The 19624-nt window shown below is 46.4% G+C and carries 13 protein-coding genes and 1 pseudogene; 3 read left to right on the top strand and 11 right to left on the bottom strand.

All coding sequences use genetic code 11. The features are described 5' to 3' along the window. Positions 1 to 43: 43 nt before the first annotated feature. From dnaB to speC, 5 genes are all read right to left on the bottom strand, one after another. On the bottom strand, positions 44 to 1444 hold the full coding sequence (gene dnaB, locus C1710_RS03530) for a replicative DNA helicase (protein WP_102280108.1): 1401 nt from the start codon (positions 1442 to 1444) through the stop codon (positions 44 to 46). Positions 1445 to 1482: 38 nt separating this feature from the next. After that, positions 1483 to 1935: a 50S ribosomal protein L9 gene (rplI, locus tag C1710_RS03525; RefSeq protein ID WP_102280106.1), complete on the bottom strand. Its 453-nt coding sequence runs from the start codon at positions 1933 to 1935 to the stop codon at positions 1483 to 1485. Positions 1936 to 1940: 5 nt separating this feature from the next. Further along, a complete protein-coding gene (locus tag C1710_RS03520; protein ID WP_102280104.1) occupies positions 1941 to 3980 on the bottom strand; it encodes a DHH family phosphoesterase in 2040 nt (679 codons plus the stop codon). A gap of 134 nt (positions 3981 to 4114) precedes the next feature. Then, positions 4115 to 5434 carry a putrescine-ornithine antiporter gene (gene potE, locus C1710_RS03515; protein WP_102280102.1) on the bottom strand — a complete coding sequence of 440 codons (1320 nt, stop codon included), beginning with the start codon at positions 5432 to 5434 and terminating at the stop codon, positions 4115 to 4117. Between the two features lie 43 nt (positions 5435 to 5477). Continuing rightward, positions 5478 to 7661, bottom strand: coding sequence for an ornithine decarboxylase (speC, locus tag C1710_RS03510; RefSeq protein ID WP_102280099.1), 2184 nt, complete (start codon positions 7659 to 7661; stop codon positions 5478 to 5480). Between the two features lie 800 nt (positions 7662 to 8461). Here speC and C1710_RS03505 point away from each other — a divergent pair. The 3 genes from C1710_RS03505 to C1710_RS03495 all read left to right on the top strand — a co-directional run bounded on the left by C1710_RS03505 (position 8462) and on the right by C1710_RS03495 (position 12123). Beyond that, positions 8462 to 8878: a hypothetical protein gene (locus C1710_RS03505; RefSeq protein ID WP_102280097.1), complete on the top strand. Its 417-nt coding sequence runs from the start codon at positions 8462 to 8464 to the stop codon at positions 8876 to 8878. Positions 8879 to 8958: 80 nt separating this feature from the next. Further along, on the top strand, positions 8959 to 10467 hold the full coding sequence (gene lysS, locus C1710_RS03500) for a lysine--tRNA ligase (protein WP_102280094.1): 1509 nt from the start codon (positions 8959 to 8961) through the stop codon (positions 10465 to 10467). A gap of 330 nt (positions 10468 to 10797) precedes the next feature. After that, complete coding sequence (locus tag C1710_RS03495) at positions 10798 to 12123, top strand: ISL3 family transposase (RefSeq protein ID WP_102281734.1); 1326 nt, start codon at positions 10798 to 10800, stop codon at positions 12121 to 12123. A 341-nt stretch (positions 12124 to 12464) separates the two neighbouring features. Here the strand turns inward: C1710_RS03495 and rpsR are convergent, their stop codons facing one another. The 6 genes and pseudogenes from rpsR to recF form a co-directional block, all read right to left on the bottom strand. After that, entirely contained in the window at positions 12465 to 12701 is a 237-nt protein-coding gene (rpsR, locus tag C1710_RS03490; protein WP_102280091.1) for a 30S ribosomal protein S18, read from the bottom strand. Positions 12702 to 12908: 207 nt separating this feature from the next. Beyond that, a pseudogene (ssb, locus tag C1710_RS03485) lies at positions 12909 to 13451 on the bottom strand (single-stranded DNA-binding protein); the annotation flags it as partial. A 35-nt stretch (positions 13452 to 13486) separates the two neighbouring features. Further along, the gene (gene rpsF, locus C1710_RS03480; protein WP_102280087.1) at positions 13487 to 13783 is read right to left on the bottom strand and encodes a 30S ribosomal protein S6; all 297 of its coding nucleotides are present in this window, start codon (positions 13781 to 13783) and stop codon (positions 13487 to 13489) included. Positions 13784 to 14007: 224 nt separating this feature from the next. After that, positions 14008 to 16515 carry a DNA gyrase subunit A gene (gene gyrA / locus C1710_RS03475; RefSeq protein ID WP_102280085.1) on the bottom strand — a complete coding sequence of 836 codons (2508 nt, stop codon included), beginning with the start codon at positions 16513 to 16515 and terminating at the stop codon, positions 14008 to 14010. A 28-nt stretch (positions 16516 to 16543) separates the two neighbouring features. Beyond that, positions 16544 to 18496, bottom strand: a complete 1953-nt coding sequence (gene gyrB / locus C1710_RS03470; RefSeq protein WP_102280082.1) for a DNA topoisomerase (ATP-hydrolyzing) subunit B — start codon at positions 18494 to 18496, stop codon at positions 16544 to 16546. Continuing rightward, a complete protein-coding gene (gene recF / locus C1710_RS03465) occupies positions 18493 to 19617 on the bottom strand; it encodes a DNA replication/repair protein RecF (protein ID WP_102280080.1) in 1125 nt (374 codons plus the stop codon). The genes gyrB and recF overlap by 4 nt, the downstream gene beginning before the upstream one ends. Positions 19618 to 19624 lie beyond the last annotated feature (7 nt).

Below are 19624 nucleotides of genomic sequence, written 5' to 3'. Positions count from 1 at the left end.
CAGCACCGGGAAAATTCCCCGCACTGTAATTCAAGAGTTCTTGTTATTGTTCTTCTTCCTGGCTACGACTGTAATCGATTCCCATGAATTTGTTACAGCTCTTGTTAAAGAGAAGTTTAACGGTTCCCCGCGGACCACTCCGGTTCTTATCGATGATAACTTCCATTTCACTGGTACTTGGCTGATCATCACCTTCAACAGGTCCATCATCCTCGTCGTTGCTTTCTTCCCGTTCATAATAGTCTTCACGATAAAGGAAGCTAACGATGTCCGCATCCTGCTCGATCGAGCCCGATTCACGCAGGTCAGACATCATTGGTCGCTTATCTTGCCGCTGTTCGACTCCCCGTGAAAGCTGTGAGAGGGCGATCACTGGTACCCCGAGCTCCTTTGCCAGTTTCTTTAGCGAACGGGAAATCATCGACACTTCCTGCTGACGGTTTTCAGCGCTTCCCCCACCATCAATCAGTTGCAGGTAGTCAACGATAATTAGACTCAAACCGCTCCGCTCAGCTAAACGTCGGCTTTTCGCCCGGATTTCACTAATCTTAATCCCGGCAGTATCGTCAATAAAAATATTGGCTCGTGACAAGGTATCCATTGAACTAAACAGGCTCTTGGTTTCATCCTTAGACAGCTTTCCTGTCCGTAGGTGCTGAGCATCAATACTACCCTCGGCACAGATCATCCGGTTAACCAGCGATTCTGCACTCATTTCCAGACTAAAGATTGCAACAGTAGAATTGGCCACCCGCACAGCCACATTTTGGGCAATATTTAACGCAAAGGCAGTCTTCCCCATCGCTGGCCGTGCCGCAATAATCACCAGTTCCCCGGCATGCAGCCCCGTAGTAATCTGGTCGAGATAACGATAACCTGTCGCTAACCCTGGTACCTGGGTTTCATTTTTGGAAAGGGCCATGATGTTGTTGAATGACTCCTCCAACACGTCCTCAATCTTGTGGAAGCCGTTATTATTGCCCCCGGCCGAGATATTCATGACCTGCTGTTCAGCATCATCCACGAGGTCGTCAACCGCCGTATTACCGGCATAACTCTTATCAATGATGTTCTGGCTGACGTCAATTAGTCGCCGTACGACCGCCTTGTCGTGAACAATCTTAGCGTAGTTTTCAACATTGGCCGCAGTTGGGACGGAACCAGCGAGTTCGGCAATGTACTGGACACCACCGGCATTGGCGAGTTCGTTTTCCCTGTTCAACTCGTCTCGCATCGTGACCGCATCAATTCGCTGTTCACCACGGTCATTGATTTCGACCATGGCGTGGTAGATCAGCTGGTGTGAGCGAACATAGAAATCCTCAGCATCAATTATTGCGTCAACCGTCACAAAAGCCTTCTTGGACAAGAAAATCGCCCCCAGAACGGCTTTCTCAGCTTCCGTATCGTGCGGTAGCTGTTGCATTGTTGGTGCATTATCCACGCTGGTTCCCCCCTTTCCTTAAAGAATAAACGTTGCGCTTATTTCTCCGCAATGTGGACCCGAATGTTAGCAGAAACGTCGTGGTGGAGACGGATCGGTACGCTGACGTAGCCTGTTGCCTTAATCGGCGCCGCCAGTTCGATCTTTCGTTTATCAATCTTGAGACCAAACTGCTTTTCCAGAGCAGTCTTAATCTGCTTGCTGGAAATGGAGCCAAAGATCCGCCCATCATCGCCAGCCTTCGCGCTCAGTTCAACAACCGTGTTATCGTCTTCCAGGCGCTTCTTCATTGCCTTGGCTGCCGCTAATTCTTCGGCCGCCTGCTTCTCCTCAGCGCGTTGCTGCCCGCGCAGCTGACCTAACGCTGCCTTGGTTGCCCGCTTAGCCATTCCCCGCTTGATGAGGAAGTTTTCAGCGTAACCATCGGAAACTTCTTTAATTTCGCCCCGTTTGCCACGGCCACGAACATCTTTAATAAAAATAACTTTCATTACTTTCACTCCTCAGTAGTATTTGCTTCATTACTGCTTGACTCACCGTTACCCTTATCGTTCAGCAGGTCGATCAGTTCTTTTTTAACCTCACTGACCTTCTTACCCTTAATTTGGGTTGCGGCATTAGCCAGGTGACCCCCACCGCCCATCTTCTCCATAACTAGCTGGACATTGTAGTCACCCATTGACCGGGCAGAAATACCAACGACACCGTCAGCACGCTGGGTAATGACAAAGGAAGCATCGACCCCCGACATCTGCAAAAGCATATCGGCTGCCTGAGCCGCCGTTACCGGGTCGTAAGTTTGGTCATCTTCACCGGCACACAAGGCCATTTTATCATTAATAAATTGGACAGTTGAAATAAGGTGATTGCGATCCAGAAAACTATCCGGATTCTCCTTCATAAACCGTTGAATCATCAACCCGTCCGCCCCGGCTGACCGAAGATAGCTAGCAGCATCAAATGTCCGCGTCCCTGCTTGCTTGGTGAAAGATTTGGTGTCGACCTGAATTCCCGTCAGCATCGTCGTGGCTTCCAGCCGGTTGAGCGACTCACTTTCCCGTGGCTGGTACTCAAACATTTCGGTAATTAGCTCACAAGTCGAGCTAGCGTACGGTTCGATATAAACCAGCAGCGGGTTTTCCGGAAACTCTTCGCCCCGTCGGTGGTGGTCAATAATCATAATTCGGTTTGCCAACTGTTCACACAATTTCGGCGAAATCGAAATGCTTGGTTTGGAGTGGTCAACCATCACTAACAAACTCTTGCTCGTGGCCTTTTTAGCGGCCTCTTCAGGGGTAATAATGTGGTCGCTAATGTCTTGGTACTTATTGATTTCTAACATCAGTCGCGCAATGTCAGAGTGTACCTGCTCCTGATCCAAAACAATCCAGCATTCGTGGTTGTTCATCTCGGCAATGCGGTGAACCCCCAGGCAGGCACCCATGGCGTCCATATCGGGGTTCTTATGGCCAATTACAAAGACCTGGTCAGCCTGAGCCATCAACTCCTGCATGGCTTGGCTGATCATCCGGGCGCGGACACGGGTCCGTTTTTCCATCGGGTTAGTCTTCCCCCCGTAGAAACGGGCCTGCCCATTCTCAGCACGAACAACTACCTGGTCACCCCCACGACCGAGCGCCAAGTCTAAGTTATGCTGAGCAGTATTGGCCAGTTTTGTCAGGTCATTTTCACCATAAGCAATTCCGACACTAAGGGTAACCGGTGAATTCTGTTTAGACGTATTGTTGCGGATAACGTCAAGGACCTTAAACTTTTTCTTTTCCAAACTATCCAATGAATACTGGTAACCAACGAGTAAGTAATTATCATCGTCGATAACTTTCAGCATTAGGTGGTTAACCTTGGCCCACTTACTAAGTTCAGAGGTAACGTAGTTGTGGAGGTTGGAAGCATCCGAATCACTCATTCCCTGGACTAGTTCCACGTAGTTATCCAGGTACACTTCACCAATGAAGACCCGCTCGTTGCGGTAGCGAGCCTTAATATTATCAAATTCTGTCACGTCCATCAGGTAAATAACGTGGTAACGATCTTGAATAAGAAACTGAAAACGGCGGTGTTTCCAGGAAACGATCGTGCTGTCATTATCATGGCGATGTTCATCAACTAACTTAGCCAGTTTACTATCGACTTTCATCAGCGGCCGGCCAACTACTAGTTCCATCTTAAAATAGTGCGACATATAAGGGTTGATCCACTTAATGACGTCATGGTCATCCATCATGATCATCCCGATAGGCATTTCCAGGAGTGCTTCCTGCTGTCCTCGTTCAACCTGGTAAGTAAGGTCATTAATATAGGTTTCAGTATCATTTTGCAGCTGATGGAGTTGGTGTAGTGCAACCCAGCAGCCAACAACCGCAAAGATAATCATTATCAAACCAACTACCCAGTTAACCCAAAAGCCAACCACAATACTGATCAGCGACAAGGATAAGATAAAAATGGCGTTAGCCCGGATTGAGCTATTTTTCATGAAGAAAAACCAATCATTTTGGCCAAAAAGTTTTTTCACTATTCTCCCTCCCCCAGATAGATAGTCATAATCTTTTCTATCATATCATAATTTGCTACCCGACTTGAAGTTACTCCAAAATAAAAAAGAAGCCGGGAAATTCCCGACTTCTTTACTTCAACCAGCAAGCAGAATTACATTGGCTTGTAATCAAACTTGTGTGAAATCAGACCGTAAATAGTCCAGCCCGCAAAGGCAACCAGAGCACCGAGTGCCAGTGCCAGGTTACCACATGCGTACATGGAATACAGACTGTAAATACCAGCAACTACCGTAATGAAGTTAGTCATACTGTAGCCACGGTCCCCAGCCTTAAGACCAGCGTCAATCTGAATAACCTTAACAGCAGCCATGCTCAGTACGTATGGTACCAAGTTGGTAACAACGGCTAAGTTAACCAGGTTGTTGAATTGTGCGTTCAAGTCTGGACTGATCGTCATCAGTGAAAGCAGGATCTGAACAATCATCAGAATAATCATCCCGGCAATTGGAGCACCCAGCTTTGAAACCTTGTTGAATACCTTTGGGAAGTATCCAGCAACAGCTGATGAACGGAAGACTTCCGCAACAGTAAACTGCCAGCCAAGCAGTGAACCGATACATGCGATAGTCATCAGAGCCATACAAATCTTACCCCAAACAGGGCCAAGCATTGTAGCAAATGCCAAACCGAATGGTGCGTTTGACTTAGCAATTGCAGCGTTAGGAACAATCCCTTGCATAACGTTAGTTGACAGGATGTAAATAACACCAGCTGCAATGGTACCAACTAGAACAGCAATTGGCACGTTCTTTTGAGGGTTCTCAACGGCATCAGAGTTGGCAGCAGCTGATTCCAGACCCAAGAATGACCACAGAGTGATCGGAATGGAACTAGCAATCCCTTTACCAAATGAAATGTTGTGAACGTTCCAAGCAGAAGCGTAAAGGTGACCATGGAACCAGAACCAACCAAAGATGGAAATGAACACAACAGGGATAATAACACCCCAAACAGTGACAGAACCAATCTTCCCGGTAATGGAAGGACCACCAAAGTTAGCCAGGGTAGTAATAACAACCATTACAATTGTCCAGAGACAAGTCTGAATTGGACTCAACTTAATGTTCAAAAGTACTGAACCGTAACCAACGGCAGAAACAGCGATAGCAACGTTAGCAATAACTAGTGACAAGGCGTAAGTAAAGTTAGCCATGAAGTTACCGTCCTTACCGAACGCGTATTCAGCATAGCCACCCATACCTTCCTTAGTATTCTTACTAAACATACCACAACGGGCGAAACCGTAGGCCAAGCAAAGAGCACCAGTCAGAGTAACTAACCATGAAAGAATTGACATGGTACCAACTGAGGCCAGCTTACTTGGCAGCATAACGATACCGGAACCCATCATGTTAACAGCAGTGATGATTGTCAGCTGGGTGACACTCATCTTTTTTGAATTTTCAGCCATAACATCGATCTCCAATAACTATGTATAGATTATTTGTAGACGTTTACTTGTTAAGAACTGATTCGTCCTTAAGTACGTAACCGTAAGCCTTAACCTTTCCGTCAGGTTGAGGTTCATTGTAGACACCCTGAATTTCAGGAGTGAATCCTGGGAAGTTGTTGATACCATCTTGAAGAATCAAGAAGTACTTCTGAGCTTCTTCAGACCAACGTTCACCCGGGGCAATAACCAAAATGCCAGGTGGGTATGGAAGACCACCTTCAAGGGCAACACGACCAACGATGTCTTCCAGCGGTACTAATTCAGCGTTGTTGCGAATTAATTCCTTGTCAGCAGCGTATGGCGTCATTGCCTGTTCTGGGAAGTGAGCTTCCTGGAATAAATGCTTTTGGTAAAGCTTTGCGTTGCTCTTCTTGTAGAAGTCATGCATTTCTTGGCAAAGCTGACGAATAGTGTATCCACGGTAACGGTCAATGTTTTCATTGTAAATTACCGGCAATACGTCTTGCAGGTCAACATCGTCTTCAACCATCTTTTCGAACCGGAGAATCTGGTTTACTAAGTTGTCAACCTTCGTCTTCGTTTCAGCAGGAGTAAGCAGGAATTCGATTGAGTTCAAGTCACTCTTTTCTGGAACGATCCCGTGTTCACGAAGGAAGTTAGCTAAAATGTTAGCAGGAACACCGAAGTCTTCGTAGTCACCAGTTTCCATACTGATCCCTGGAGTTTCAATTAAGATCTTCAGTGGGTCAACATAGTACTGGTTGTCTGCGTAGCCTTCGAAGCGGTGCCACTTTTCACCCTTGCGGAACTTGAAGTAGTCAATATTATTGGCCATTTCATCAGTGTCGCCATCTTCCCACTTCTTGCCATTAACAACTGGTGGGACAAATGGGGTGAACAGCTTAGATTCCTTGAAGAGGCGCTTCCGTGCTTCAATACCGAGCTTAACAGTATTGAGCCACATCCGCTGACCAGCCTTTCCCTGCATAATGTAGGAGTTGGCATCAAGAGATGCATACATTGGGTAGAATGGTGAAGTAGAAGTAAACTTCATGTAAGCGTTGTTGAAACGCTTGTGCGTAATGTAGCGCTTCTGTCCCTTAATATGATGGTCCTTCTTATGAATGTATGAACCTTGTGACATCGCTGCCATCTGCTTGTGAACAGACTGGGTAACAAAGATACCAGGATCGTCTGGGCCAAGGTCATCGAGTAACATCGGTGAACCACCCTTCATCATCGGGATGAATTGTTCATAACCAACCCACGCAGAGTCAAATTGGATATAGTCACAAAGGTGGCCGATCCGGTCAATAACCTGACGAGCATTGTAAATACTGCCGTCGTATGTACCAAGTTCAATGATAGCCAAACGAATTGGGCGTTCTTCCTTAGCACGTTCTGGATCAACCTTCGCAATCAATTTACGAATGTGTTCTTCAGTCATTGCCTTGTCGGTAATTCCACCGATAAACCCGAATGGGTTCCGTTCAGTTTCAAGATAAATCGGAATACCACCAGCATCTTCCAGTGCGTGGATGTAGCTGGACTTGTGGTTGTTCCGGTCAAACAGAACCAGGTCACCTGGTGCAATAGCAGCAGAGGTAACAATTGCGTTTGAAGTCGACGTCCCATTCATTACAAAGTAAGTCTTATCGGCGTTGTAAACCTTAGCAGCATGCTTTTCAGCAGCAAGTGCAGCACCACCGTGAGTCAGCAAATCACCGACTTCTGGGTCCGAAGAACTAAGGTCAGCACGGAACAAATTATCGCCAAAGAAGTTATAAAGCCAACGACCAGCTGGGTGACGCAAGAACAGCTTACCAGCATGGTGACCCGGAGTAGTAAAACTCAGGTGTCCTTCTGAAGCATAGTTCATTAGAGTACCCAAGAATGGTGGCATCATCCTAGCTTCATATTCCTTAGCCGCTGCTTCAATTTCTCCAGTGTACATGTTAGCGTACTTCTGATCTCCATCCATAAAATGGAAGACCTTCTCACGCAATTCCTGTGGAAACTTGTCAGCGTCATCGGTAATAAGGAAGATTGGCAGACCCAAGTAAGTCTCATCAACCTTGTCAATCAAATCAACAGCATCTTCAGTTAAAACGACAGCTGCAACATCCGTGAAGTCTTGGTCTTTACGAGCATCAACGATTTCACGAGAAGTCTTAAAATACTTTTGTGCTTCCTCACCTGAACACGCAATACTTAATAACTTCATGTAAAAAATCCTTTCTATTAAACAACAACTCATTGCGACCTGAGGAATTACCAACCGGATCGTCATCGACTAGCGAAGTGGAAAAATAATTGCTTAAATAAAAAAACTCTGCAAAATTTATTCGTTAGTGTGTTGATACTTTGATAATCCCCCTCTGATCACAAATCAGAAACGTGTAGTTTGCAGAAAACTGCAACAACTTACACCCAGGATGTAAACGTCTACAGCACCAGAATACCATTTAATTATGGAGATTTCAAACCCATAATTGTTATTAGAATGGTAAAGTTAGACCGTTTTAATAATTATGCTTTTTCGCTGAATGAACGTTTTTCATCATTTTCATTTCCGCCGGAATTTATGCACTTTTGGTCGCTAATCATCAATTAATAATCGGGTACCGATAACTTTTTCTCATAATTATCGTCTAACTAATCCTTAACTCCTCCTAACATAACCCGATCCTATCAGCTGTCACCATCTTATCTAACCGGATTATTAATACTAGTTTTTTCTCATTTTATTTTCTTTTATAAAATCGTTTAGAAAAATAACGAAGTGCTTTCCTTTTTTTACTTTCACCCTCTTCCCCAATATGTATTAAAAAGGACGAACTATTACCCTCTTTTAATTATTAATATTAGGAAATTGGTTAGTCCAGCCGTTCAAAAGGCCAGGAAAAATGGCTAAGTAAACCTTTTTTATTAGAATTTAATTAAAAAAGCCCTTTCAAAGGGTTGATATTCCTAATGTTATCGTGCTATGATTTTGGCAACTTAAGCAAAGGGGGTGAATATGGAATGACAATTACCAATGTCTTATTTCCTGTTAGAGTCGGTGTCACGCCAATGGCGGGGGCTAATAACTCCACGTTGCGCCGCGACTCAGCAGTGTCGGCTGCTGATGAGCACGAAACGTTAAACCGGGAAGACGGAAATCAAGTTGTCCAGCGACGAAGAATTTTTAATCATTATGAGAATATTCTTCATCCACGACGGACTTTAGTTGCTAGTTATCTCCTCACCATTAGCAATAACTTGATATTCTCTTCCTCCGTGACCTCGGCGTTTGCTAAACCGCTGCGTTACTGTTGTAACCAATTAATGTTAGAAAAGCAAAATGCAGCGAAGCATGCTCGTCAGAAAGTTAAGACGTTCACCATTCCATATTTCAGTTGTGAACTACCAGTTTCCCCTTGTTTAGTGGAAGCTGCTTGATGTGACGAAATGACAACGTGATCGTAGTCGAGCTGTCGAGCTTCGAACTGCAGCATTGTCAAAATAGGAGGAATTACATAATGGCTAATGAAGAACATATGAATGATCAAATGCGTGTCCGTCGTCAAAAGATGGACGATTTGCGGGCACAAGGTATCGACCCATTTGGTCAACGTTTCCCACGGACTCACATTTCTAGTCAAATTCGTGAAGAATTCGGTGAATTGGATGAAGCAACCCTGGAGGACGAACACAACATGGTAACGATTGCCGGCCGGATGGTTGGTAAGCGTGGAAGTGGTAAGGCAGGGTTTGCTGACATCCAAGACCGCGGTGGTCAGATTCAAATCTATGTTCGCCAAGATATTGTCGGTGACGACACTTACAAGTTATTTGAAGATTCAGACCTTGGTGACTTCTGGGGAATTACCGGTGATGTCATCAAGACCAACGTTGGTGAGCTGACTGTCCGTGCTCGTCAGATGACCTTCTTAACAAAGGCTCTGCGTCCACTGCCAGAAAAGTACCACGGTCTGCAAGACCCTGAACTGGTTTACCGTCGACGTTACCTGGACCTGATTACTAATCCTGAAAGCTTCAAGCGTTTCCACGACCGGACCCGAATTATTAAGGCTATCCGTCGTTACATGGACGACAACGACTTTACTGAAGTTGAAACTCCAATTCTGGAGAATGTTGCTTCTGGTGCTGATGCTCGTCCATTCACTACCCACCACAACGCATTGAACATTGAAATGTTCCTGCGGATCGCTACTGAGCTGCGGCTCAAGCGTCTGATCGTCGGTGGTTTCGAACGGGTTTACGAACTGGGCCGTGTCTTCCGTAATGAAGGGATGGACACTCGTCATAACCCAGAATTCGATACGATGGAAACTTACGCTGCTTACTTCGACTTCAACGATGTTATGCGTGAAACCGAAGGGATCTTCAAGGCAGCTGCTCGCGTCATGAACCCTGACATGAAGATTAACTACCAAGGTACTGAACTCGACTTCAGCAAGCCATTTGCTCGGATGCACATGGTTGACGCCGTTAAGAAGTACACTGGCGTTGACTTCTGGAAGCCAATGAGTGATGAACAAGCTCGTCAACTGGCTGACGAACACGGTGTCAAGTACGAGAGTTGGTGGAAGGTTGGTCATATTATTAACGCCTTCTTCGAAGACAAGGTTCAAGATCAACTGACCCAACCAATCTTTATTTACGGTCACCCAGTTGAAATTTCACCACTGGCCCACATCAACCGTCAGGACCACCGTTTCACTGACCGGTTCGAACTCTACATCGTTGGTTCCGAATTCGCTAACGCCTTCACTGAACTAAACGACCCAATTGACCAACGTCAACGGTTCGAAGCTCAGGCCAAGGAACACGAACAAGGTAACGACGAATACGAACCAATTGACGAAGACTTCGTTGAAGCCCTCGAATACGGTATGCCGCCTACAGGTGGTCTGGGTGTCGGCATTGACCGTCTGGTTATGCTGATGACCAACGCTCGTTCAATTCGTGACGTTCTCCTCTTCCCAACGATGCGTCCACTGAACAACAATAATGAACAACACTAAGCACCTGCTTAGTTAACAAGATGACCCCCGGCATTTCGCCGGGGTTTTTGTTTGAAAGGTTCTACACTATTCGGTACTGATGTAATATTTCATCAGTGCCTTTTTTCATTTATGATATCCATATAAAAAATGGACAATCACCCCACAACCCTAAAGCGTGGTGATTGTCCTCCAGAAAGGAAATTAATCCTCATGACTAATAATATCAACTTTTTAACCGGAATCCAAGACCCAGGACTTCAACTAGATAAAGAAGGTACCGAGACGATTGCCGATAAGTTCAAAGTTATTCATCTAGTCAAGACTGGCAAGTGCCTTTGTNTAATCCTCGTGACTAATAATATCAACTTTTTAACCGGAATCCAAGACCCAGGACTTCAACTAGATAAAGAAGGTACCGAGACGATTGCCGATAAGTTCAAAGTTATTCATCTAGTCAAGACTGGCAAGTGCCTTTGTCCAATCTGTGGTCGACCGATGCTAAAAAATGGGTTTCGCCAACGCCCAGTAGTCGTTACCGCCCTGTCGGTCGCTGGTGTAAAGACCTTTCTGATGATTAGAAAACAACAGTATATTTGTAAGCCAACAGCTGAGTGTCCGGAAACGGTAACGAAAGTCGCCACGATTCACGGGATTAGCCGTGGCTGTCGGATCGCCAATAACGTTAAACAGTACATTACTAAAGACCTTCATCGTAATATTTCACAGAAAGAGTTGGCTAAGGACTACTACGTTTCTGCCAGTACCGTGGCCAGAACAATCGACTCGCTAGAGGATACGTTCACCCCAGAAAAAAACTGGCTACCGGCCACAATTGCTTTGGATGACTTTAAGTCCGGAAAGTTTGCGACGAGTGGGATGAGTATGCTCTTAATGAATCCCGTCAACCATCGCACCATTGATATTATCCAATCGCGCAATTCTCGCTCTCTCAAACAATACTTTTATCGTCACTTTACCCGTCAAGCACGGTTGGCAGTCCGGCTAATTGTGGTCGATCTCTACCAACCTTACCGAGGCCTAATTAAAGAATTGTTTCCCAATGCGAGCATCATTGCCGATCATTTTCACATCGTCGCCCAGGCTTATCGAGCCTTTCAAGCTGTCCGGATCAAAGTAATGAATCATTATGGTCATGAAACTCATGAGTATCGCGCCTTGAAGCGTTTCTGGAAGTTGCTTTTACAGAAAGTTAGTTCCTTAGATAGTGTTCATCACCGTCCAAGGCGCAACTTTCGTGGCGCCTGGTTGTCCAATAGCGAAGTCGTGGACCGTCTGCTAGCTATGTCAGAGGATTTACAAAAAGCTTATGACTACTACCAGACCCTGGTTGATGCAGTCGATCATGGCCAGGAGGACGAGCTAACGACGCTTTTAAAACGCAAACTCACTAGTCTGCCACATCGATTTCAGAAAGTTCAGCGGACTTTGCGCCAACACCAGGAAGAAATCATCAGGAGTTTTCGATACCAGTTAACTAATGGTCCAATCGAAGGCACTAACAACAAGATCAAAGTGATTAAACGGACAGCTTATGGTTTTCGCAACTTTTTTCGTTTTAGAATCCGAATTCTAATAGCGTTGAAAAATTCGCACATCATGATTAAGGACCCCATAAACACTAGAAAAACCAGTCCAAGCAAACTAGTTGCTTGAACTGGTCAAAATTAGCTATCAGTACCGATTGACAAAGAGCCGTTTGAAATCATGTTGCTTCGGAAGTGGCAACAGCAGACCCTGACCTGATTTCATTTGATATTACCCTCCCAATAAATGATTACGGTTGGCATTATTATTAAAGTTAGCCTTCTGGTGCTCTACCTTATTATTTATGGTCTAACCACTAGGGTTTACCAAAAACATCGTCGACCAGCCAGGCCAAAGCGATGAATAACTGAAAAAAGTCCTCAACACCAGCTTTTGCTGGCTGTTGGGGACTTTTAAAGAATAATAAAACCGGACCATCAGATTGATGATCCGGTTCATTTGATTGACGATTAGTCTTCGGCAACGAATGGCAGTAAAGCCATAATCCGTGCACGCTTGATAGCGATCGTCAGCTTACGTTGGTTCTTGGCACTAGTGCCAGTAACCCGACGTGGCAAAATCTTGCCCCGTTCTGAGATGAACCGACGAAGTAAGTCGGTGTCTTTGTAGTCAATGTATTCAATGTGGTTTGCGGCGATGAAGTCGACCTTGCGACGACGACGGCCGCCACGACGTTGTTGAGCCATGAAATTACCCTCCTCTACTCGATGATGTTGTTAAAATGGTAAATCGTCTTCAGAATTAGTCAGGTTATCTGACTTCTTCTTCTCGTCACCCTTGCTTGCCGGCTTACTACCACCAGTTGGCAGTTGGTCAGCCGTCAGGTCATTGGACGGGGTCGACGATGAATTATTCTGCTGAGAAGCAGACGGTGCTGGTTGGTTGTTGGTGTTGAATGGCAACGAGTCGTCGTTGATTTCAACGGCACCACCGTTGTTATTCCCCTGGTAGCTGTTATTCTGGTAACCACCATAGCTATTGTTATTGCCATAGCCATTACTTTGGCCCTGACCACTACCATAGCTGTTGTTACCCCGGCCCTGGTTGTAGGAACCATTACCGCCACCATACTGGTTTTGACCGCCATTATACTGGCCACCACCGTTGCCACCCTGGCGACGGGGTTCCAGCAAGGCGAAGTTATCGACAACCACTTCAGTCACGTAAACGCGCTGTCCCTGATTGTTTTCATAATTTCGCGTTTGAATACGGCCATCAATGCCAACTAAGGCACCCTTGTGAGTGAAGTTTGCAAAATTCTCGGCTGACTTCCGCCAGATAACGCAGTTAATAAAGTCCGCATCGCGGTCTCCCTGCTTGTTACGGAATTGACGATCAACTGCCAGTGTGAAAGACAGGACCGGAGTTCCGTTGGCGGTGTACTGCACCTCGGGATCTTTTGTCAAACGTCCAGTTAAGACTGCACGATTAAGCATCGGCATCCACTCCTCTCAGTTTTGTCATCCTTTGATTAGTCGTTGCGCTTAACGATCATGTGACGAAGGATGTCGTCACTGAACTTAGCTAAACGATCAAATTCGTTCAAAGGTTCATCGGTATCTGTCGTCAGGTTAACCACGTGGTAAGTACCTTCAGTGTACTTATCAATTGGGTAAGCAAAACGACGGGTATCCCAGTCCTTTGAATCAACGAGCTGTGCACCATTGTCAGTCAGGATCTTGTCAAAGCGAGCAACCAATTCACTCTTGGCAGCTTCTTCAAGGTCTGGACGAATGATGTAAGTAATTTCGTATTTGCGTGTTTCCATTATTTACACCTCCTTATGGACTCTGGCTCTTACCACTAGCGGTAAGAACAAGGAGAGTAGACGTAGATTACGTATACTCACAGCTAAAAATACTAACATACAAACGTAAGTAATACAAGGTTTTCAGTGTATTTTCACGATTTGTTTGAACAAAAAAAAGCGGGATGCAGTACTAACTAGAAAGTACGAGGCATCCCGGTCTTTTTAACTATTTTACCCAAAAATTAGTCGGTAGTTTTTTCGCCCTCTTCGGTTGAGGAAGCCTCAGCTGAGGATTGATCGCCATCTTCTTCCTCATCCTTGGCAACCTTGGCCATCGTCGCAACCTGGGCGCCGTCATCTAACCGAATTAACCGGACACCCATCGTGGAACGACCAGTTTGGGAAACGGTCTCGATACCAAAGCGGATAATGACCCCTTTATCGGTAACCAGCATAATATCTTCGTCACCGTCAACGGTCGTCAGCCCAACTAGTGACCCGTTCTTTTTAGTGACATTAGTCGTTTTGACACCCATGCCGCCACGACCCTTGATTGGGTACTCGTCGGCTGGTGTCTGCTTACCGTAACCATTTTCACTGATAACAAAGACCTTACTGCTGTCCTTGAGCGGTGCCGAACCGATCACGTAATCATCCCCACGCAGTCGGATGCCGCGAACACCAGTAGCAGCCCGTCCCATTGAGCGGACGTTGTCGGAGTTGAAACTCAGGGCATAGCCATCGTGAGTCCCGATAATCATGTTCTGGTGAGCGTCAATAATATCAACGTTAATTAACTCGTCACCTTCGTGCAGGTGAATTGCCTTTAAACCGTTACTCCGGATATTCTTGAATTCTTCCACCGCGGTCTTCTTAACGGTCCCCTGAACGGTAGTAAAGAAGAGGTACTTGTCATCGTAATTTGTTTCATGTGAAACATTAATGACGGTATTAATCTTCTCATCGTTATTAATACCCAACAAGTTAATGATCGGAATCCCCTGGGCAGCCCGCCCGTATTCGGGAATCTCGTAACCCTTCATCGAGTAAACTTTCCCGGTGTTGGTAAAGAACAATAACAAGTCGTGGGTTGAACTAGAAATCAGTTCTTCAATAAAGTCGTCCTTGTGGACACCCATCCCCTTGATACCACGGCCACCACGATTCTGTGACTTGAACTCGTCAACTGGCAACCGCTTGACGTAGCCCTTATGTGTCAGGGTGACAATGATGTCCTCTTCTTCAATCAGGTCTTCGTCTTCGATGTTGGTAATGTCACCAACTTGCAGTTCCGTCCGCCGTTTGTCACCAAACTTACGCTGGATTTCCATTAACTCATCATAGATGATCTGGTTGATCCGCTCATCATGAGCCAAGATATCCTTGTAATCAGCAATAGCCGCGGTCAGCTTCTTGTACTCTTCATCAATTTTTTCGCGTTCCAGCCCGGTCAGCCTTACCAGCCGCATGTCCAAAATAGCCTGGGCTTGCCGGTCAGACAATCCAAAGTTGTCCATCAACTGCTTCTTCGCAATTTCACTGGTCTGCGATTGGCGAATAATGCTAATAATTTCGTCGATGTGGTCCAGGGCGATCCGCAACCCTTCGACAATATGCAACCGGCGCTGTGCCTTGTTCAATTCAAACTGGGTCCGCCGCCGGACAACTTCAACCTGGTGTTGCAGGTAGTATTGAAGGATTTCCTTCAAACTCAAGATCCGTGGAGCGCCATCGACAATGGCCAGCATATTGAAGTTAAAGCTGGTTTGCATCATTGTCAGTTTATAGAGGTTATTTAAAATCACCTCGGCACTGGCATCACGACGTACGTCAATAACGATCCGCATCCCCTCACGGTCGGTTTCGTCATTGACACCCGTAATACCGTCGATTTCGTGTTCCCGAGCTAGTTCAGCAATCCGTTCAATCAGCTTAGCCTTGTTAACCATGAACGGGATTTCGTGCACGATAATCTGCTGGCGACCATTCTTCTTTTCGGCAATTTCAACCTTTGCCCGGACGATAATTGATCCCCGCCCGGTTTCGTAAGCCTTGCGAATGCCAGATTTGCCGATTACGACCCCACCGGTAGGGAAATCCGGTCCCGGCAAAACCTTCATCAAGTCTTCAGTCGTCGCATCCGGATTCTTCATCAGCAGGTGAATAGCACTAATGACTTCTCCCAGGTTATGGGTCGGAATGTTCGTTGCCATCCCGACAGCAATCCCGGAAGCCCCGTTAACCAGTAGGTTTGGAAAACGTGAAGGGAGGACAACTGGTTCCTTTTCGGTCCCATCGTAGTTATCCTGAAAATCAACGGTATTCTTATTGATGTCGCGGAGCATTTCCACGGCAATCTTACTCATCTTCGCTTCGGTATAACGCATAGCCGCTGGCGAATCGCCGTCGACCGAACCAAAGTTACCGTGACCATCAACCAGCATGTAACGGTAGCTAAAGTCCTGAGCCATCCGAACGAGCCCTTCGTAAATTGAGGAGTCACCATGTGGGTGGAATTTCCCCATGACGTCCCCAACAATCCGGGCTGACTTCTTATACGGTTTATCCGGAGTAACCCCCAGTTCGTTCATCCCGTAAAGAATCCGCCGTTGGACCGGCTTGAGTCCGTCCCGGACGTCTGGTAATGCCCGGGCAGTAATAACACTCATTGCGTAGTCCAGGAACGAGTTCCTCATCTGGCTTGTCAGATTGGTACTGCTAATCCGACTTGGTGTGTCTTGTTCAGCCACTCTCTTGTTCCTCCTTTAGCTCCCGCTCTTACAAGTCCAAGTTTTCAACGAACTTGGCATTTTTTTCAATAAATTCACGCCGCGGTGCAACCTTGTTTCCCATCAGCATCGGGAAAATCTTATCAGCCGCAGCCGCATCATCCAGCTTAACCCGCAGCAAACGCCGGTTGTCCGGATTCATTGTCGTCTCCCACAACTGTTCTGCGTCCATTTCACCAAGCCCCTTATACCGTTGAATAACCGGCTTCGGTGATGGCTGCAGAGAGTTGACAACCTTGTCTAATTCTTCATCAGACTGGATATATTTAATAAATTTACCCTGACGTACTTGGTACAGCGGTGGCTGAGCAATGTAAACGTAGCCGTGCTCCAGCATCGGCCGCATGTAACGGTAGAAGAGGGTCAATAGCAGGATTCGAATGTGGGCCCCGTCAACATCGGCATCGGTCATGATAATCAGCTTGTGATAGTTAGCCTTGGTAATGTCAAAGTCATCACCGAATCCAGTCCCCAGCGCCGTAAACAACGAGCGAATTTCATCGTTGGCCAAGACCCGGTTTAAACCAGCTTTTTCGACGTTAAGGATCTTTCCCCGAATTGGCAGGATTGCCTGGGTCAAACGTGAACGTCCTTGCTTAGCAGAACCACCAGCGGAATCCCCTTCGACGATAAACAATTCCGAAATATTCGGGTCGTTGCTGGTGTTATCTGCTAGCTTGCCAGGAAGGTTAGAAATTTCCAACCCACTCTTTTTCCGGGTAACTTCACGGGCCCGCTTAGCCGCGTCACGCGCTTTAGAGGCCAGCATACCCTTTTGAATGATCTTGTGAGCAGTATCCGGGTTTTCCATCAGGAAGCGGTTAAACGTTTCGGCAAAGATATGGTCAGTCGCCGTCCGCGCATCAGAATTGCTCAGCTTCGTTTTTGTTTGTCCTTCAAATTGCGGGTTCGGGTGCTTAATGGAAACCACTGCCGTCATCCCTTCGCGGACGTCATCCCCGGAGAGTGATTCATTTTCCCGCAGTTGTTTGCTCTGATGGCCGTAGTCATTAATCACGCGGGTAAGTGCCGACTTAAAACCTGTTTCGTGGCTCCCACCTTCGTAAGTATGGATGTTGTTCGTAAACGTCAGCAGTTCGTTATGGTAGTCATTGGTGTACTGCAGAGATACTTCCACAGTAATCCCCTTGTACTTTCCTTCAACGTAAATCGGCGGATCAAAGAGGACTTCACGATCCTTGTCCAGGTAGTCAACATAGTGACGAATCCCACCTTCGTAGTGAAATTCCTCTTTTTTTGGTTCTTCAGGACGTTTATCTTCAATCGTGATCTTCAGACCTTTGTTCAAGAAAGCCAGTTCACGGATCCGTTCAGTCAGCGTCTTAATATTGTAAGTCGTTGTGTCCCGAAACATCTCCGGATCAGGCTTGAAGTGGACCCTCGTTCCGTGCTCTGTCTCCGGCTTGTTTTCACCGACAACTTTCATTGGTGTCTTAACGTGGCCACGGGTAAAGTCCATGTAATATTCCTTGCCCTGCCGGGTAACGTAGACGTCTAGTTCTTCGGAGAGGGCGTTAACAACTGAAGCCCCCACCCCGTGAAGACCACCAGAAACCTTGTAGGAATTGTGACCAAATTTACCACCAGCGTGTAAGACGGTAAAGACCGTTTCCAGTGCCGATTTGCCCGTTTCCTTTTGGGTGTCAACCGGGATCCCCCGGCCGTTATCCGTCACGGTAATACTGTTGTCTTTTTCGACAACGACATTGATCTCATCACAAAAACCAGCTAAGGCTTCGTCAATCCCGTTATCCACGATTTCCCAAACGAGGTGATGGAGTCCCTGGGCGGTTGTGCTGCCGATATACATCCCTGGCCGCTTCCGAACAGCTTCCAATCCTTTGAGGACCTGGATCTGACTGGCATCATATTCGCTTGCCTTTTCTTCCTTGATTTTTTCTGCTTTTTCTTGATCGCTCACTGCGCTTCCTCCTCGCTAACTTGACCCTGTTGAATGTGGTAGATTGCCGGCTGGTTAATTAACTGCCTAGCAACCCCACTCAGACTGGTAGTGGTCAAAAACGTCTGGACTTTATCCTGGATAGCTGTTAGTAAATGCGTCTGCCGGTCGTTATCCAATTCCGACAGGACGTCGTCAAGCAACAGCAATGGGTATTCATTCGTCTGCTGCTTCATCAATTCGATTTCTGCTAACTTAACCGCTAGCGCTGTTGTTCGCTGCTGACCTTGCGAGCCAAAACTCTGAACATTTTGCCCGTTAACTAAAAAAGCTACATCATCACGGTGCGGCCCCGTCAGGGTAGTACCCAGTTCGATTTCGTGGTCTGCCCGCTGCTGGTAACTGGCCAATAGTTCCTGTTGGTAGTCAGGGACTGTTTTATCATCAGCCGTCTTCACCTGACTAACGTAACGAAACGTCAGCTTTTCCTTCCGCGTTGAAATATGCTCGTGAAGCTCCTGCGCCCATCCCTCTAGCTGGTGAAGTAACTGGTAACGGAGTGCGACCACCTGGCCACCGCTCTTTGCCAATCCTTCTGAAAGAACATCTAACAGAACCCGGTCAGATTCCTGATGGTACTTAAGTTGTTTAAGGTATTGATTACGTTGCTTGAGAACTTGATTATACTTTCCCAACGCGAAAAGATACTGGTTGCTCATTTGGGAAAACTCAGTATCCATAAATTGGCGGCGGATCACCGGGGCCCCCTTCACCAGCTGCAGGTCTTCGGGAGCGAATAACACGACGTTAAGTGCACCAATGTAAGATGACATCCGGGGTTGTACCAGGTGGTTCATTCTCACCCGTTTACCATGTGAACTGAATTGCACCGCCAATGGTAAGCTACCGAGTTGTTTTCGAATTCGTCCGGCAACGGTTGCGTCATGCTGTTTCCAAGTGATTAACTCCCGGTCATTAGCTGTCCGGTGGCTTTTGGTTAATGCCAATACGTAAATTGCCTCCAAGAGGTTGGTCTTTCCCTGGGCATTTTCGCCAATCAGCACGTTGATTCCCGGATGAAACTTGACCATTAAGTCATCATAATTGCGAAAATGATGTAATTTAAGCTCTTCGAGAATCATCTTGCAA

The sequence above is a fragment of the [Lactobacillus] timonensis genome, assembly GCF_900240275.1.
In the GTDB taxonomy this organism is placed as follows: domain Bacteria; phylum Bacillota; class Bacilli; order Lactobacillales; family Lactobacillaceae; genus Limosilactobacillus; species Limosilactobacillus timonensis.
This window is presented reverse-complemented; position numbering and strand designations above follow the sequence as displayed.

Excerpts from the sequence above, each read along its gene's own strand:
- rplI (WP_102280106.1), bottom strand. The coding sequence starts at position 1,935 with ATGAAAGTTATTTTTATTAAAGATGTTCGTGGCCGTGGCAAACGGGGC.
- potE (WP_102280102.1), bottom strand. The coding sequence starts at position 5,434 with ATGGCTGAAAATTCAAAAAAGATGAGTGTCACCCAGCTGACAATCATC.
- speC (WP_102280099.1), bottom strand. The coding sequence starts at position 7,661 with ATGAAGTTATTAAGTATTGCGTGTTCAGGTGAGGAAGCACAAAAGTAT.
- C1710_RS03505 (WP_102280097.1), top strand. The coding sequence starts at position 8,462 with ATGACAATTACCAATGTCTTATTTCCTGTTAGAGTCGGTGTCACGCCA.
- lysS (WP_102280094.1), top strand. The coding sequence starts at position 8,959 with ATGGCTAATGAAGAACATATGAATGATCAAATGCGTGTCCGTCGTCAA.
- rpsR (WP_102280091.1), bottom strand. The coding sequence starts at position 12,701 with ATGGCTCAACAACGTCGTGGCGGCCGTCGTCGTCGCAAGGTCGACTTC.
- rpsF (WP_102280087.1), bottom strand. The coding sequence starts at position 13,783 with ATGGAAACACGCAAATACGAAATTACTTACATCATTCGTCCAGACCTT.
- recF (WP_102280080.1), bottom strand. The coding sequence starts at position 19,617 with ATGATTCTCGAAGAGCTTAAATTACATCATTTTCGCAATTATGATGAC.